This window comes from Butyricicoccus sp. AM27-36 (assembly GCF_003480945.1).
In the GTDB taxonomy this organism is placed as follows: domain Bacteria; phylum Bacillota; class Clostridia; order Oscillospirales; family Butyricicoccaceae; genus Agathobaculum; species Agathobaculum butyriciproducens.
Genome location: NZ_QUJR01000001.1, coordinates 371,189 through 387,255, shown reverse-complemented (window position 1 = coordinate 387,255; position 16,067 = coordinate 371,189). Strand labels below are relative to the sequence as shown.

Here is a 16,067-nt window from a genome sequence, read left to right as displayed (position 1 = left end):
ATTTATTTTACTGCATTTCGAGAAAAAATGCAATAGGGTGCAGCAGATTTTAGTCGTTGTTTTTGTTACGGTTGTCGATGATCTTCTCCTGAATGCTCTTCGGCACTTCAGTGTAGTGGCTCGGCTGCATGGTGTACTGGCCACGGCCCTGGGTGCGGGAACGCAGAGCAGTTGCGTAACCGAACATCTCGCTCAGCGGAACGCCGGCAGAGATAGCCTGTACGCCGCCGCGCGGCTCCATGCCTTGGATCTGACCACGACGGGAGTTCAGGTCGCCGATAACGTCGCCCATGTACTCCTCCGGTACCATTACGTCAACCTGCATGATCGGCTCCATCAGAACCGGATCAGCCTTCTTCATAGCTTCCTTGAACGCCATAGAACCAGCGATCTTGAACGCCATTTCAGAGGAGTCAACTTCGTGGTAAGAGCCATCATACAGGGTTACCTTAACGTCAACAACCGGGTAGCCTGCGAGGATACCAGCCTGCATAGCGCCCTGGATACCCTGATTAACAGGCTCGATATATTCCTTCGGGATAGCACCGCCAACGATCTTGTTGATGAACTCGTAGCCCTTGCCGGACTCGTTCGGCTCAACGATGATCTTAACATGGCCGTACTGGCCCTTACCACCGGACTGACGAGCGTACTTCTGATCAACGTCAGCGGAGCGGCGGATGGTCTCCTTGTAAGCAACCTGAGGAGAACCTACGTTAGCCTCTACCTTGAACTCGCGCAGCAGACGGTCAACGATGATCTCCAGATGAAGCTCGCCCATACCAGCGATAATGGTCTGGCCGGTTTCCTCATCGGTGTAGGTCTTGAAGGTCGGGTCCTCTTCTGCCAGCTTAGCCAGCGCGATACCCATCTTCTCCTGACCAGCCTTGGTCTTCGGCTCGATCGCAACACGGATAACCGGGTCCGGGAACTCCATAGACTCGAGGATGATCGGGTGCTTCTCATCACACAGCGTATCGCCGGTGGTGGTGTTCTTAAAGCCGATGCCCGCAGCGATATCGCCGGAATATACGCAGTCGATATCCTGACGATGGTTAGCGTGCATCTGCAGAATACGGCCCAGACGCTCGCGCTGATCCTTGGTAGCATTCAGTACGGAGGAACCAGCGGTGATGGTGCCGGAGTATACGCGGAAGAACGTCAGACGGCCAACGAACGGGTCGGTAGCGATCTTGAACGCCAGCGCGGAGAACGGCGCGTCATCAGAAGACGGACGGGAATCCTCCTCGTCGGTCTGCGGGTTTACACCCTTGATGTCCGGGATGTCGGTCGGAGCCGGCATGTATTCGATAACAGCGTCCAGCAGCGGCTGTACGCCCTTGTTGCGGTATGCGGTGCCGCAGAGTACCGGAACGATTTCGTTGGCGATACAGCCCTTGCGGATTGCAGCCTTAACTTCCGGAATGGTCAGCTCTTCGCCCTCGAGGTACTTCATCATGAGGTCCTCGTCCAGCTCAGCAACGTGCTCCCACAGTTCGTCGTGGTACTGCTGAGCCTTCTCCATCATGTCAGCCGGAATATCCTCATCGCGGATATCCTTGCCGAGGTCGTCATAGTAAACCTCAGCGCGCATGGTGATCAGGTCGATGATACCCTTGAAGGTATCCTCAGAGCCGATCGGCAGCTGAACCGGAACAGCGTTGCACTTCAGACGGTCCTTCATCATGTTGACTACGTTGTAGAAGTCAGCACCCATGATGTCCATCTTGTTTACGAACGCCATACGCGGAACCTTGTACTTGTCAGCCTGATGCCAAACGGTCTCAGACTGCGGCTCAACGCCGCCCTTTGCACAGAATACGGTTACGGAACCGTCCAGTACACGCAGGGAGCGCTCTACCTCTACGGTAAAGTCAACGTGGCCCGGGGTGTCGATGATGTTGATACGATGCTCCGGGAACTGATGAGTAGAGCCGGACCAGTGGCAGGTGGTAGCTGCGGAGGTGATGGTGATACCACGCTCCTGCTCCTGCTCCATCCAGTCCATGGTAGCGGTACCGTCGTGGGTATCGCCAATCTTATGGTTTACACCGGTGTAATACAGAATACGCTCGGTGGTAGTGGTCTTACCGGCGTCGATGTGCGCCATGATGCCGATATTTCTGGTTCTTTCCAGGGAATATTCTCTAGGCATATTGCTCTCCTTTCAAAGCGTTATGCGGAAACCGACAGATTAATAGCGGTAGTGTGCGAACGCCTTGTTCGCCTCTGCCATCTTGTGGGTATCCTCGCGCTTCTTAACAGCACCGCCCAGATTGTTGCAAGCGTCCAGGATCTCGCCTGCCAGACGCTCACGCATGGTCTTTTCAGAACGAGCGCGGGAGTACTTGGTGATCCAACGCAGGCCCAGGGTCTGACGACGCTCCGGGCGAACTTCCATCGGCACCTGGTAGGTAGCGCCGCCTACACGGCGAGCCTTAACTTCCAGGGTCGGCATGATGTTTTCCATAGCCTCGGTGAAAACCTCCAGCGGTTCACGACCGGTCTTTTCACGAACGATATCGAAAGCACCATAAACAACCTTCTGCGAAACGCCCTTCTTGCCGTCGAGCATGATAGAGTTTACCAGCTTGGTGACGAGCTTGGAATTATAAAGCGGATCGGGCAGAACGTCTCTCTTGGGGACATTACCTCTTCTTGGCACTTTACTTCCCTCCTTCAAAAATATTTGATTTCATAGGTACTTCGGCGGATCTTTGACCGCCGTTGTTCATGCCTGTCCGAGGTAAAGGCCCGATTTATACAATCGGAACTAAAATGCCTCAGACAAAGCATAGCTGCTTTGCTGAAAAATAACTTTCTCGCAAAACCTTGTGGGTTGGCTCCTTTGGCGGAGTAATTATCGCTTGTACACTTTGTAATGCACGCGCGTTTTGAGCAAGTATGGTCGTGTGAGACAAGGCGCAGCCACACGCCGCGTACAAAGGTACGCAAGTGCGGATGCAACGCAGTATCACGCGATCAGACGCCGCTCAAAAGATTACTTGCCTGCCTTCGGGCGCTTAGCACCGTACTTGGAACGAGCCTGACGACGGTTAGCAACACCCTGGGTATCCAGAGTACCACGGATGATGTGGTAACGAACACCAGGAAGGTCCTTTACACGACCGCCGCGAACCATAACTACAGAGTGCTCCTGCAGGTTGTGGCCTTCACCGGGGATGTAAGCGGAAACTTCCATCTGGTTGGTCAGCTTTACACGAGCTACCTTACGAAGAGCAGAGTTCGGCTTCTTCGGGGTCATGGTCTTAACCGTGGTGCAAACGCCGCGCTTCTGCGGAGCGGACTGATCGGTAGCCTTCTTCTTCTGAGAGTTGTAGCCTACCTGAAGAGCCGGTGCCGTAGACTTGGTAACGACTGCCTCACGACCCTTACGGACGAGTTGGTTAAAAGTTGGCATTTTATTTCCTCCTTCTTTCAAAGATATTTATGAAAAGCGCGTTTTGCGCAATTCAACAAAGAAAAATCAGTGCAGAACAACGACTACTGCCGCGCCGACATCAATGCCGACCGCATCGCCGAGCTCCGTCATTGTGGTGACCTCGGTAACTTCCATACCGTGTTCACTGCAAAGCTCATAAATCGGTCCGACGACTCGTTTTTCTGCGTCCAGCGCAACAAAGACCTGTGCGGCTGCGCCGTCCCGAATCGCTTTTTTCGACTGCTTTACACCGATCACCTTGTGCGCCGTGTGAAGTTCTGAAAGCATAATATTCCTCCTATACGGCATACTCCCATAGTATACGGGTTTGTCCCCCTGTTGTCAAGTGTTTTCTCGATTTTTTTTATTTTTTACGAGAAATTTCTTTTCCAGAGGATTTTCGCGGAAATCGACGCTTGCGAAGCGAGGGAATCTCGCCTACCCGGCGGGGGGCACAAGAGGATAGACAACCTACGGTTTTCCACCCTCTTGTGAATCTCCCCTTTTCCCTTAGATAGCAAGGCGAAATTTGCAGAGCTGAGACTATAAGGGAACGGCAGAGGATTTTTTCTTCCGCAGGACGCACTTTGCGCGCCCATGTATCCACATATTCGCATTGTCGGATACCGTACTGCTACACATGCGGTCTACTCTACGCGGGGCGCGACAACCGTGCCGCGCAACTCGTTTGCGCGTTATGACGGACGGCACCTGCGAACTTTTTCTGATATTATGCTTATCTCTGCGCAATTTCCACTCTTTCGATAATTCTCCATTCTCAATTTTCCATTCGGCACAAGCAAAAACAGGAGAACACCTTACAGTGTTCCCCTGTTTTACTTAATCTATACAGCGTTTTCGGCTTTCTGCAAATCAGTCGAGATTTACAGTCTGCTCGTAGTGACCGGTGCAGTAATCGGACACACCCGAGCCGGCCGGAATCAGCTTGCCGATGATTACGTTCTCCTTCAGGCCCATCAGCGGATCGACCTTGCCCTTGATTGCGGCGTCGGTCAGCACGCGGGTGGTCTCCTGGAAGGATGCAGCGGACATCCAGGAATCGGTTGCGAGGGATGCCTTGGTGATACCCATGAGGGTCGGCTCCGCAACAGCCAGACGGAGACCTTCCTCGCCGGCGTCGATGCGTGCCTGCACCTTGTTGTTGTAATCCTCGAACTCGAGCCAGTCCATAACAGAACCCGGCAGAACCTCAGCGTCGCCTGCGTCCTCAACGCGAACCTTGCGCATCATCTGACGAACGATAACCTCAATATGCTTATCGTTGATATCTACGCCCTGCTGACGGTAAACCTTCTGAACTTCCTTGATCTCGTAGTCGTGAACGGCGCGAGGATCGAGGATACGCAGAATGTCATGCGGGTTGAGCGAGCCTTCGTTCAGCTGGAAGCCCTGCGGGATCTCCTGACCGTCGGTTACGCGGATACCGGAGGACGAAGCCAGCTGGTAGGAACGCATATCGCCGGTCTGCGGGTTGACGATGTTAACGGTCTTGACGGTGGTGCGCTTGGACTCCTCGATGGAGACCACGCCGCCGATCTCGGCAAGCGTTGCAGCCTTCTTCGGCTTGCGGGCCTCGAACAGCTCCTCAACTCGCGGAAGACCCTGCGTAATATCCGAACCTGCGACACCGCCGGTATGGAAGGTACGCATGGTAAGCTGGGTACCCGGCTCGCCGATGGACTGTGCTGCGATGATACCGACAGCCTCGCCCTTGCCGACCGGCGTGCCCATTGCCAGGTTGATGCCGTAGCAGTGCGCGCAGACACCCTTGCGGGCACGGCACTCGAGCACGGAGCGGATCTGAACGCGGGTGATGCCTGCGCCGACAACCGCATCGGCGTCAGCCTCGGTCATCATCTTGCTCTTCGGTACGATAACCTCGCCGGTCTCCGGATTTACGATATCGTCAACCGGGAAGCGGCCGAGCAGACGCTCGCGCAGCGGCTCGATGATCTGGTTGCCTTCCTTGATATCCTCTACCCAGATACCCTTGGTTGCGCCACAGTCGTCCTCACGGATGATAACGTCCTGAGAAACGTCTACCAGACGGCGGGTCAGGTAACCCGAGTCAGCGGTACGCAGTGCGGTATCGGCCATGCCCTTTCGAGCACCGCGGGCAGCGATGAAGTATTCGAGTACGGTCAGGCCTTCACGGAAGTTGGACTTGATCGGGATTTCGATGGTCTTACCGGAGGCGGATGCCATCAGGCCTCGCATACCGGCCAGCTGACGGATCTGGTTGATAGAACCACGGGCACCGGAATCAGCCATCATGTGAATCGGGTTGTAGCGCTGCTCCTTCATGTTGGCCTGCAGCTTTGCGGTAACCTTCTTGGTGGTCTCTTCCCACTCGGCTACGGTCAGACGGTAGCGCTCCTGATCGGTGATAAAGCCGCGCTTGTACTTGCGGTCGATCTTGGCAACCTTCTTCTCGGACTCGCGGATCATCTCGTCCTTGCCTTCCGGCACGAGCATGTCGGCTACGGCTACGGTCAGCGCACCCTTGGTGGAGTACTTGTAGCCCATCGCCTTGATGGAGTCGAGCACCTCAGCGGTAATGTGGAAGCCGTGTACGCGGATACACTTGTCAATGATCTTGCCAAGCTCCTTCTTGCCGCAGGTGAACATGATCTCAAGATCAAACTTCTTGGACGGATCCGAGCGGTCAACAAAGCCGAGATCCTGCGGGATGCGCTCGTTGAAGATCAGGCGGCCCGGAGTCGCGTCTACGATAGCGGACTCGGTCTTGCCGTTTACTTCCTTGGACAGACGAACCTTGATCGGCGCGTGAATGCCAACGATACCCTCGTTGTACGCCATCAGAGCCTCGTCCACGTTGCGGAATACCTTGCCGGCGCCCGGCTCGGTATCGCGGTCGATGGTCAGGTAGTAGGAGCCGAGGACCATATCCTGAGACGGAATGGTAACCGGCTTGCCGTCCTGCGGCTTGAGCAGGTTGTTCGCGGACAGCATCAGCAGACGGGCCTCGGCCTGTGCCTCTGCGGACAGCGGAACGTGAACTGCCATCTGGTCGCCGTCGAAGTCGGCGTTGAATGCGGTACATACCAGCGGATGCAGGCGGATCGCACGGCCTTCTACGAGGACCGGCTCGAACGCCTGAATACCCAGACGGTGCAGGGTCGGTGCACGGTTCAGCATAACCGGATGACCCTTGATGATGCCCTCGAGCACGTCCCATACCTCGGGCTTTGCGCGCTCTACCATCTTCTTGGCAGACTTGATGTTCTGTGCGGTGCCGTCCTCAACCAGCTTCTTCATAACGAACGGCTTGAACAGCTCGAGTGCCATTTCCTTCGGCAGACCGCACTGATAGATCTTCAGGTCCGGGCCTACGACGATAACCGAACGGCCGGAGTAGTCAACTCGCTTGCCGAGCAGGTTCTGACGGAAACGGCCCTGCTTGCCCTTCAGCATGTCGGACAGGCTCTTGAGCGCACGGTTGTTCGGGCCGGTGACCGGGCGGCCGCGGCGGCCGTTATCGATCAGAGCGTCAACAGCCTCCTGCAGCATGCGCTTCTCGTTGCGCACGATGATGTCCGGCGCACCCAGCTCGAGCAGGCGCTTGAGGCGGTTGTTTCGGTTGATAACGCGGCGGTACAGATCGTTCAGGTCGGAGGTCGCGAAGCGGCCGCCGTCCAGCTGTACCATCGGGCGGATTTCCGGCGGGATGACCGGAACAACGTCCATGATCATCCACTCCGGGCGGTTGTGCGACAGACGGAAGGATTCAACAACCTCCAGTCGCTTGATGATGCGCAGGCGCTTCTGGCCGGAAGCCTCACGCAGCTCTGCGGTCAGCTCCTTGGAGAGCTGGTCGAGATCCAGCTCCGCGAGCAGCTCCTTGATGGACTCCGCGCCCATGCCGGCACGGAAGTCCTCGTCGTACTTTTCACGCATGTCGCGGTACTCAGCCTCAGTCAGGATCTGCTTCTTCATCAGCGGCGTGTCGCCCGGATCGATTACGATATAGTTTGCAAAGTACAGGACCTTCTCCAGTACACGCGGGCTGATATCAAGGATCAGGCCCATGCGGGACGGGATGCCCTTGAAGTACCAGATGTGCGATACCGGCGCTGCCAGCTCAATGTGGCCCATGCGCTCGCGGCGGACCTTGGCCTTGGTGACCTCAACGCCGCACTTGTCGCAGATCTTGCCCTTGAAGCGGACCTTCTTGTACTTGCCGCAGTGGCACTCCCAGTCCTTGGTCGGTCCAAAGATACGCTCGCAGAACAGGCCATCGCGTTCCGGCTTGAGCGTACGGTAGTTAATGGTTTCGGGCTTCTTTACCTCGCCGTAAGACCACTGGCGGATCAGCTCGGGCGAAGCCAGACCGATCTTAATGGCGTTAAACGTATGATATCCCATATATTTTAAGATGCTCCTTCCCTATTCACAGATGATTTCACTTACGCTCAGCCTTATTCGCCCAGACCGTCGTCGAAATCACCTTCGGCATCGTCACCGCCATCCTCGGCGGGGTTATCCAGTGCAAAGAGATCGGTGTCGCCTTCCTCGGCATCGTTGATGCCGAAGCCTGCTGCGGTGAACTCGTCATCCGCACCGGAGACAGCCTGCTCCATCGGACGGGTGTACTCAGCGGTCTCCTCGTCGTCGTCCTCAGACAGCTCGATCACTTCCATGTTCTCGTCCAGAACCTGAATATCCAGACACAGAGCCTGCAGCTCCTTGGTGAGTACCTTGAAGGATTCCGGAACGCCCGGCTGCGGTACGTTGTGACCCTTGACGATCGCCTCGTAGGTCTTGACACGGCCGGTGATATCGTCGGACTTGACGGTCAGGATCTCCTGCAGGGTATATGCGGCGCCGTATGCTTCCAGCGCCCAAACTTCCATCTCGCCGAAGCGCTGGCCGCCGAACTGCGCCTTGCCGCCCAGAGGCTGCTGGGTTACGAGCGAGTACGGGCCGGTCGAACGGGCATGGATCTTATCGTCTACCAGATGATGCAGCTTGAGGTAGTACATATAACCAACGGTTACGCGGTTATCGAACTTCTCACCGGTACGGCCGTCGTATACGACGCTCTTGCCGTCCTCGTTAACGCCTGCTGCAACCAGCGTCTCCTTGATATCCTCGAGCGTTGCGCCGTCGAATACCGGGGTCTCGACCTTCCAGCCGAGCTTCTTGGCTGCGAAGCCAAGGTGAACCTCGAGCACCTGACCGATGTTCATTCGGGACGGTACGCCCAACGGGTTCAGTACGATGTCGAGCGGACGGCCATCCTCCAGGAACGGCATATCCTCCTGCGGCAGAATGCGGGAAACGACACCCTTGTTGCCATGACGGCCTGCCATCTTATCGCCGACAGAGATCTTACGCTTCTGCGCGATATAAACGCGGACAACCATGTTGACACCGGGAGACAGCTCGTCGCCGTTCTCGCGGGTAAATACCTTAACGTCTACAACGATACCGGATTCGCCGTGCGGCGCACGCAGAGAGGTATCACGAACCTCGCGGGCCTTCTCGCCGAAGATCGCGCGGAGCAGGCGCTCCTCTGCGGTCAGCTCGGTCTCGCCCTTCGGGGTAACCTTGCCGACCAGAATGTCACCGGCACGAACCTCAGCGCCAACGCGGATGATGCCGCGCTCGTCGAGGTTGCGGAGTGCGTCCTCGCCGACGTTCGGGATATCACGGGTGATCTCCTCGGGTCCGAGCTTGGTATCACGGGATTCGGACTCGTACTCCTCGATATGGATGGAGGTGTAAACGTCGTCGCGTACCAGACGCTCGTTCAGCAGTACGGCGTCCTCGTAGTTGTAGCCTTCCCAGGTCATGAAGCCGATGAGGGCATTCTTGCCCAGTGCAACCTCGCCCTGATCGGTAGACGGGCCGTCGGACAGAACGTCGCCTGCCTTGACACGCTCGCCCAGATCAACGATCGGACGCATGTTGATACAGGTGGACTGGTTGGAACGCATGAACTTGGTCAGCGGATAGGTCTTGTCGGTGCCGTTGTCGTAGTGTACGCAAACCTCGCGGGCGGTTACGCGGGTAACAACGCCGTCACCCTCTGCCAGCGGAATCGTACCGGAGTCAACAGCTGCCTTGTACTCCATGCCGGTTGCAACGATCGGAGCCTCGGTGCGGAGCAGCGGTACGGCCTGACGCTGCATGTTCGCGCCCATCAGTGCGCGGTTTGCGTCGTCGTGGTCGAGGAACGGGATGAATGCGGTAGCAACCGAGATCATCATGCGCGGAGAAACGTCCATCAGGTCAACGTCCTTGCGGTCTACCTCGACGAACTCATCGCGCCTACGGCAGGTTACACGGTCGTTTACGAGGTTATTGTTCTCGTCGAGCGGCTCGGTAGCCTGGCAGACGATGTACTCGTCCTCGACGTCCGCGGTCATGTAGCGAACCTCATCGGTAACGTGGCAGCGGACCTCGCCGGTCTCCTCGTCCTTGATCTTTTCGATTACGCGGTACGGTGCTTCGATAAAGCCGAAGTCATTGATGCGGGCGTAGGTTGCCAGATAGGAGATCAGGCCGATGTTCGGGCCTTCAGGGGTCTCGATCGGGCACAGACGGCCGTAGTGAGAGTAGTGTACGTCTCGAACCTCGAAGGATGCACGGTCACGGGACAGACCGCCGGGGCCGAGGGCGGACATACGGCGCTTGTGGGTCAGCTCAGCCAGCGGGTTGTTCTGGTCCATGAACTGCGACAGCGGAGAAGAACCGAAGAACTCCTTGATGGCAGCAGTTACCGGACGGATGTTGATCAGGGACTGCGGCGTAACAACGTCGAGATCCTGAATGGTCATGCGCTCGCGGATAACGCGCTCCATGCGGGAGAAGCCGATGCGGAACTGGTTCTGCAGCAGCTCGCCTACACAGCGCAGACGGCGGTTGCCCAGATGGTCGATATCGTCAACCGTGCCGATGCCGTGACCGAGGTTGAGCAGATAGCAGATGGAAGCGAGCATATCATCAACGATGATGGTCTTCGGAATCAGATCGAAGTGACGCTCCTTCACGGTCTTCTTCAGCTCGTCGCCCTGTACGCCGGAGTCGATGATCTCCTTGAGGACGGTGAAGCGAACCTTCTCCTTGAGGCCCAGATCCTCTGCGGTTGCGCCGCCGAGGTAGTCGGAGAAATCGTTTACGTCTACCATGCCGTTGCCGAACACCTTAACGGCAGTGCCCTCGGCAGACTCGATCACAACGCTGTTTACGCCGCGGGCAGCCATCATGGTTGCCTTCTCGCGGGAGAGAACCTCGCCGTCCTCCGCCAGAACCTCGCCGGTCATCGGGTCAGCGACTGCATTTACCAGCTTGTGGCCGGTGATGCGGCGTGCGATGTTCAGCTTCTTGTTGTACTTGTAGCGGCCGACTGCGGAAATGTCGTAGCGGCGCATATCGAAGAACATGGCGTCCATCAGAGAGGTAGCCGACTCAACAGAGGGCGGCTCGCCCGGACGCATCTTCTTGTAGATCTCGATGAGGGCTTCCTCGGCGGTGTGCGCCGGGTCCTTGTCGAGAGTTGCAACGATCAGCGGGTCCTCACCGAACAGCTCCTTGATCTCGGCATCGGTCTTAACGCCGATGGCACGGATGAAGCTGGTGATCGGAATCTTGCGGTTTTTATCAATGCGAACGTAGAAAACGTCGTTTGCATCGGTCTCGTACTCGAGCCATGCGCCGCGGTACGGGATTACGGTAGCGGAGAGCAGAACCTTGTCGGTCTTGTCAAGCTCCTTGCCGTAGTATACGCCCGGGGAACGAACGAGCTGAGATACGATCGCGCGTTCTGCACCGTTGATGATGAAGGTAGCAGCGTGGGTCATCTTCGGGAAGTCACCCATGAAGATCTCCTGCTCCTTGATCTCGCCGGTCTCCTTGTTGCGCAGACGCATGCGGACCTTCAGCGGAGTTGCATACGTTGCATCTCGTGCCTTGCACTCCTCAATGCTGTACTTCGGCTCCTCGTCCATCGAAAAATCGAGGAAGGAAAGCTCCAGATTTCCGGTGTAGTCCGTGATGGACGCGGTATCGTCAAAAACCTCACGCAGGCCCTGATCCAGGAACCATTCGTAAGACTTCTTCTGCACCTCGATGAGATTCGGCATTTCGAGAATCTCTTCGATTCGTGCAAAGCTCTTTCGTGTGGTTTTGCCGTGCTGTACGTCTTTCACCTTCATGTGCTTTGATCACTCCGTTTCTTTCGGCTGTTGGTGTTGGTTGATACGCCCGGCGGCGTTGCGAAAATATTGCTCTTGGCCTTGCAATTTCTTGCAGACCGTGCTAACATATACTTAGGAATCGGATAATGTACCCGATTTTATAAAGCGTTTTATTATACCATGATTTTTCACAGAATGTCAAGTATATTTTTGTACAAAAAGGCAGAAGTTTTCTTCTGCCTTTCTTTTTTGCCCGAAAGCAGCTGCCGTTTTCTCAGCACAGGCTGAGTGGGGGTGCACAAACTGCGCACGCGGTTCATCCTTTCCGGGCGGCTCCTTTTCTGCACCGGCTGACCTGGGCACGCGAACTGCCGCAGGCGGGTTCGCCCCTGACGGGCGGAAAGTTTTTCGCTAAACCTCAGCAGGGAGTTGCGCTCTGCGGAGCGCGGGAACGTGCGCTGACGCCGCGCGGGCGCACAAGAGGGGTGGACACCTAAGGTTTCCACCCCTCTTATGAATCTCCCCGCTTCCTCTTAGCACGGCGAAATTTTCAGAACTGAGACTATAAAGGAACGGCAGAGGATTTTTACTTCCGTATCTTTCTCTGCCAATTCGCAGTGTCAGATACCGTACTGCTACACAGACGGGTTACTCTACGCAGGCGCGACACAAGGTGAATTGCCCGAAGGGCAAGAGAGGGTCCTCTGGGGATACCCGTGCCGCGCAACTCGCTGGCTCGGATATTCTGCACAGCAACTGCGAATTGCACTCGTTGTGCCGCAGGGTGCGCCGACCTCGGCGCACCCTGCAGCAACATTCATGTTCATTGTATTAGAAATCATGCAAATGGCAAACCCTCACGGCCGCAGCACGAACAGAGCCTCCGCAACGACAGCGGTATTCTCAATCCTCCATTTCAGGCAAATAAAAAAGGACGCTCACGCGTCCTTTTTTATTTGCTTAGAGCACCTTCGACAGAAAATCCTTCAGTCTCGGATGCTGCGGATTTGCGAAGAACTCCTTCGGCTCATTCTGCTCTACGATATTGCCGCCGTCCATGAACAGCACGCGCGTTGCAACCTCGCGGGCAAAGCCCATCTCGTGGGTAACAACAACCATGGTCATGCCGTCATCAGCCAGCTCCTTCATAATTTCCAGAACCTCGCCGACCATTTCCGGGTCAAGCGCCGAGGTCGGCTCGTCGAACAGCATCACATCCGGATTCATTGCCAGCGCACGCGCGATGGCGATACGCTGCTGCTGACCGCCGGAAAGCTGCGCCGGATAGCTGTCCGCCTTGTCCGGCAGACCGACACGCGCAAGCAGCTCGAGCGCACGCTTGTCCGCCTCTTCATCGGTCATGACCTTGAGCTTGACCGGTGCCAGCTTGATATTCTCGCGCACGGTCAGGTGCGGAAACAGGTTGAACTGCTGGAACACCATGCCCATACGGCGGCGCACCAGATTGATATCCGTGTCCTTGGCGGTGATGTTCTGTCCCTCGAAGATAATTTCGCCGCCGGTCGGCTCCTCGAGCAGATTCAGGCAGCGCAGAAAGGTGGACTTGCCCGAGCCGGACGGGCCGATGACTACGACCTTCTCGCCCTTCTCGATATGCTCGTTGACACCCTTGAGCACCTCATGGTTGCCAAAGGATTTGTGCAGGTTTTTAACGTCGATCACTTTCGCGCAGCCTCCTCTCAAAAATGCCGAGCAGCTTGGTCAGGATGATAACGAGCACCAGATAGATGATCGCAAGGCTGACATACGGCACATAGGCCTGATAGGTATTGGACACAATATTCTGTGCCTGCTTGGTCACGTCGCGTAGCGCGATGACCGACACGAGCGAGGTATCCTTCAGCAGGGTGATCATCTCATTGCCAAGTGCCGGAAGAATGTTCTTGATTGCCTGCGGAATGACGATCAGGCGCATGGTCTGTGCATAGTTCAGGCCGAGCGAACGGCCGGCCTCCATCTGACCCGGATTGACCGACATCAGACCGCCGCGCACGATCTCGGCAACATACGCGCCCGAGTTGATGCCCAGTGTAACGATGCCGCACACCAGACGCGCTGTATCATCCTTAGGCACCATGATAACAAAGCCCATGATCAGCAGCTGAACCATCATAGGCGTACCGCGGATGACGGTCAGATACAGCTTGCAGATTGCGTTGAGAATGCTCAGAATGATGTTGCTTTTGCCCATGCGGCGGGAATCATGCGCCGTGCGGACTATAGCGATCAGCAGACCGATGATAACACCGAGGATCAGTGCACCGATCGTGACCGCAAATGTGATTTTCAGACCGTTCAGGAACCATTTCCAGCGGTCCGCTGCGATAAAGGTCTGGTACAGCTGGAACAGCAGGTTCCGCAGACCCTCCGGCAGATTGACAACCGAATCCGGTACAATTTTCAGCCACTGGTCCATTGTAATACCGTTCACAGGTCATCCCCTCTTTCTTTTCATTTTACTGCAAAAGAGGGGCGGCGCTGAACCGTCCCTCTTCCTTTGTACGCGTTTGTTGATTTACTGTGCTGCGGAATCAGCGCTGATATACTTGTCGACGATGGACTGCAGGGTGCCGTCACCCTCGAGCTCCTTCAGAGCGCCGTTTACCTTGTCGAGCAGCTCGGTGTTGCCCTTCTTGATAGCGATCGCGTAATCCTCGTCAGCGTAAGCGGTGTCGAGGATCTTGAGGCCGCTGTTTGCAGCAACATAGTTCTTAGCCGGCTCCTGGTCGATAACAACACAGTCGATCTGATCATTTACCAGTGCAGCAACTGCGAGCGGACCGTTGTTGAACTGCTTTACATGCTCCTGACCGTAGTCACCGGTGCAGTAGATATCGCCGGTGGTGCCGGTCTGAACGCCGATGTTCTTGCCCTCCAGGTCATCCGGAGAAGCGATATCGGAACCGTCCTTAACGATGATGACCTGAACGCCCTTTGCGTAGGAATCCGAGAAATCTACGTTCTCCTGACGATCCGGGGTAACGGTCATGCCAGCCAGCGCCACGTCGACGGTGTCGCTCTGCAGCGCCGGAATCAGGGAATCGAACTCCATATCGGTGACCTCGAGCTTCATGCCCAGCTTGTCAGCGATAGCAGCAGCAATGTCCACATCGATGCCCTGTACGTTACCGTCGTCGCCAACGAACTCGTACGGCGGGAAAGTAGCGTTAGTACCCATGCGCAGCGTGCCGCCGTCCGCAGAGGTAGATGTGGTGGAATCCTGTGCGTCGCTGCTGGAATCAGCGGTCTTGGAGCCGCCGCAGCCGGTCAGCAGCATAGAACCTGCCAGTACCATGCTCAGCATAGCAATGGAAAACTTCTTCATTTGTGTTAACTCCTTCCGATTTGACCCGTGCAAAACGGGCATCTCTTTCTAATATTGATTATTATACAGCGCGTTCTATAATAATGCAACCTAAATTTCAGCGAAAAAACTATGGAAAAGCATTTATTTTTTCAGCAATCATGACACAAGCCATCGGTAATTCGTTAATTGCCAATTAACGCTCTGCATTTTCGCTGCATAGTCTGCATTAACCACAAGGAGGTGCCCTATGTCCCCTGTTATATATGTATCGCCTGCGTTTCGCACGGCCTGCGCCGAGCCGCGCGGCGCGCTTCTCCTGCTGCACTCCGATCCGATTCGCTCCGCGCCGATTGTCGGCAGTGCGGCAAGCGGTGCGCGCCTGTTCATCCTGTGCGAGCAGAACGGCTGGTGTCATGTACGCACGCGCACAGCCTGCGGCTGGGTTCCGAAAACCGACATTGTGCTGTTTTACTGCCGTCCGGCTTTGTGAAGCTTTCGTCAAACCAGTTAATTTTTTGACAAACAAGGTGTGTTTTCATCGATTCTGCCCATTTTTACTGCTGATTTTTCATTTTCACTTGCGTTGCTTAAAGCGATACAGTATAATGTAAAATGTTCGATGCGACAATCGCAAGGAGGTACGAAAAAGAGTGTATCAGATTTTGAAAAAGCAAACGCTGAACGCAAACACCAAGCTGATGGTGATCGAGGCACCGCACGTTGCCCGCAAGGCAGAGCCGGGTCAGTTCATCATCCTGCGTGTCAGCGCAGAAGGCGAGCGTATTCCGCTCACGATCGCAGATTTTGACCGCGAAAAGGGTTCCGTCACGATCATTTTCCAGGAGGTCGGTGCAACGACGATGGCGCTCGGCGCGCTGAATGAGGGCGACTGCCTGCATGATTTTGTCGGTCCGCTCGGCAAGGCGAGCGAGCTTGAGGGTCTCAAGAAGGTCGCTGTTGTCGGCGGCGGTCTGGGCTGCGCTATCGCATATCCGCAGGCCAAGAAGCTGCACGAAATGGGCGCTGAGGTTGACCTGATCGCCGGTTTCCGCAGCAAAGACATCATCATCCTCGAGGACGAGATGAAGAACGCCTGCACCAACCTGCACATCGT

The 16,067-nt window shown here is 56.0% G+C and carries 11 protein-coding genes; 2 read left to right on the top strand and 9 right to left on the bottom strand.

Features of this window, described 5'->3' with window-relative positions; all coding sequences use genetic code 11:
• Positions 1-49: 49 nt before the first annotated feature.
• The 9 genes from fusA to DW724_RS01765 form a co-directional block, all read right to left on the bottom strand.
• Entirely contained in the window at positions 50-2,155 is a 2,106-nt protein-coding gene (gene fusA, locus DW724_RS01805; protein ID WP_118760452.1) for an elongation factor G, read from the bottom strand.
• A 39-nt stretch (positions 2,156-2,194) separates the two neighbouring features.
• Complete coding sequence (rpsG, locus tag DW724_RS01800) at positions 2,195-2,665, bottom strand: 30S ribosomal protein S7 (protein WP_181967828.1); 471 nt, start codon at positions 2,663-2,665, stop codon at positions 2,195-2,197.
• Between the two features lie 336 nt (positions 2,666-3,001).
• Positions 3,002-3,421: a 30S ribosomal protein S12 gene (gene rpsL, locus DW724_RS01795; RefSeq protein ID WP_110436538.1), complete on the bottom strand. Its 420-nt coding sequence runs from the start codon at positions 3,419-3,421 to the stop codon at positions 3,002-3,004.
• 66 nt (positions 3,422-3,487) lie between these two features.
• Positions 3,488-3,730 (bottom strand): ribosomal L7Ae/L30e/S12e/Gadd45 family protein, encoded by a 243-nt coding sequence (locus DW724_RS01790; protein WP_110436537.1) that lies wholly within the window; start codon positions 3,728-3,730, stop codon positions 3,488-3,490.
• 585 nt (positions 3,731-4,315) lie between these two features.
• Complete coding sequence (gene rpoC, locus DW724_RS01785) at positions 4,316-7,849, bottom strand: DNA-directed RNA polymerase subunit beta' (RefSeq protein WP_118360476.1); 3,534 nt, start codon at positions 7,847-7,849, stop codon at positions 4,316-4,318.
• A gap of 53 nt (positions 7,850-7,902) precedes the next feature.
• Positions 7,903-11,643, bottom strand: a complete 3,741-nt coding sequence (gene rpoB, locus DW724_RS01780) for a DNA-directed RNA polymerase subunit beta (protein ID WP_118760451.1) — start codon at positions 11,641-11,643, stop codon at positions 7,903-7,905.
• A gap of 942 nt (positions 11,644-12,585) precedes the next feature.
• Complete coding sequence (locus tag DW724_RS01775) at positions 12,586-13,308, bottom strand: amino acid ABC transporter ATP-binding protein (RefSeq protein ID WP_110436534.1); 723 nt, start codon at positions 13,306-13,308, stop codon at positions 12,586-12,588.
• Positions 13,295-14,077: an amino acid ABC transporter permease gene (locus DW724_RS01770; RefSeq protein ID WP_442861183.1), complete on the bottom strand. Its 783-nt coding sequence runs from the start codon at positions 14,075-14,077 to the stop codon at positions 13,295-13,297. The genes DW724_RS01775 and DW724_RS01770 overlap by 14 nt, the downstream gene beginning before the upstream one ends.
• An 84-nt stretch (positions 14,078-14,161) precedes the next feature.
• The gene (locus DW724_RS01765) at positions 14,162-14,971 is read right to left on the bottom strand and encodes a basic amino acid ABC transporter substrate-binding protein (protein ID WP_118480494.1); all 810 of its coding nucleotides are present in this window, start codon (positions 14,969-14,971) and stop codon (positions 14,162-14,164) included.
• 229 nt (positions 14,972-15,200) lie between these two features.
• Between DW724_RS01765 and DW724_RS01760 the strand changes: the two genes are divergently transcribed.
• Together DW724_RS01760 and DW724_RS01755 are read left to right on the top strand one after the other, a co-directional pair.
• On the top strand, positions 15,201-15,443 hold the full coding sequence (locus DW724_RS01760) for an SH3 domain-containing protein (RefSeq protein WP_118760450.1): 243 nt from the start codon (positions 15,201-15,203) through the stop codon (positions 15,441-15,443).
• 160 nt (positions 15,444-15,603) lie between these two features.
• Positions 15,604-16,067, top strand: a 464-nt coding sequence (locus DW724_RS01755) for an FAD-binding oxidoreductase (protein WP_243105670.1), incomplete at its 3' end; no start/stop codon positions are given.